This is a genomic window from Variovorax sp. 20P10.2.4 (genome assembly GCF_058244205.1).
In genome coordinates, this window is the sequence record NZ_JBZAYE010001148.1 from 1 (window position 1) to 1210 (window position 1210).

A 1210-nucleotide genomic window follows, 5' to 3' on the forward strand; every position below is an offset into this window, starting at 1 on the left:
CAGGAAGGGAGTGGACATCGGTGAGGAACCAGAAGAGCGTGAAGCGGTGCGCGCGCGGAACTCAGCGCACCTGGATGCGCGGATCGAGCAGCGCGTGCAGCAGGTCGACCAGCATGTTGGCCACGATCACCAGCAGCGAGGACATCAGCAGCACGCCGAGCAGCACCGTGTAGTCGCGCCCGGCCACCGAGTCGAAGGCCAGCCGGCCGAGACCGGGCCAGCTGAAGACGGTCTCGACCACCACCGCGCCGCCGAGCAGGGTGCCCAGGTGCATGCCGGCCACGGTGGTGACCGGGATCAGCGCGTTGCGCAACACGTGGCGCATCGTGACGGTCCACGGATGCAGGCCCTTGGCCTCGGCGGTGCGCACGAAGTCCTGGCGCGACACCTCGAGCATGGCGGCGCGCGTGAGCCGCGAGAAGATGGCGATGTAGAAGCCCGCGAGCGCGAGCGCGGGCAGCACCAGGTGGCGCGCCACGTCGACCGCGTGCTTCAGCCCGGTGTAGCCCGCGCCGATGGTCTCGCTGCCGCCGGTGGGCAGCCAGCCCAGGTGCACCGAGAACAGCACGATCGCCATCAGCCCGAGCCAGAAGCCCGGCGTGGAGTACAGCAGCAGCGCCAGCACCGAGAGCGTGCGGTCCTGCCAGCGGCCCACGCGCGTGGCCATGATGGTGCCCAGCGCGATGCCGATGGCGAGCGCGAAGCCCAGCGCGGTGAGCATCAAGAGCAGCGTGTTGCCCAGGCGCGCGCCGATCAGCGCCACCACCGGCATGTTGTAGCGCGGCGAAACGCCGAGGCTGCCGTGCGAGAGGTTGTAGAGGTAGCTGCCGAGCTGCTGCAGCACCGGCAGGTCGAGGCCGAAGTGGGCGCGCAGCTGCGCCATGCTCTCGGCCGTGGCCGAGCCCGATTCGGCCGCCACCACGTCGGCGGCATCGCCCGGGATCAGCTGCATCAGCACGAAGTTCAGCAGGATGACGCCGATCACGGTCGGCACGGCCTGCCAGGCCGTGCGCACCAGGGTTCGGCCGGCGCTTCGCAGGTTCATGGCGCCACCGCCGCGTCGGCCGTGGCGGGCGCGACCAGCCGGATGCCCACGTCGCCTTCGCGCTCGAGCTGGGCCACGAGGCCGATCTCCCAGTCCAGGTACTGCTGGAAGCCGGCATTGCGCGCCGCCAGGTCGGCATGCGCGTAGGGGCTGTACCAGTGGTCG

General features: G+C 70.7%; 1 protein-coding gene. It reads right to left on the reverse strand.

Going from position 1 to position 1210, the window contains the following annotated elements; translation table 11 throughout:
* Positions 1–61 precede the first annotated feature (61 nt).
* Positions 62–1045 (reverse strand): ABC transporter permease, encoded by a 984-nt coding sequence (locus tag AC27VN_RS41860; RefSeq protein ID WP_093345771.1) that lies wholly within the window; start codon positions 1043–1045, stop codon positions 62–64.
* Positions 1046–1210: the final 165 nt, after the last annotated feature.

Coding starts and splice junctions, on each gene's coding strand:
- AC27VN_RS41860 (WP_093345771.1), bottom strand. CDS start 1,045: ATGAACCTGCGAAGCGCCGGCCGAACCCTGGTGCGCACGGCCTGGCAG.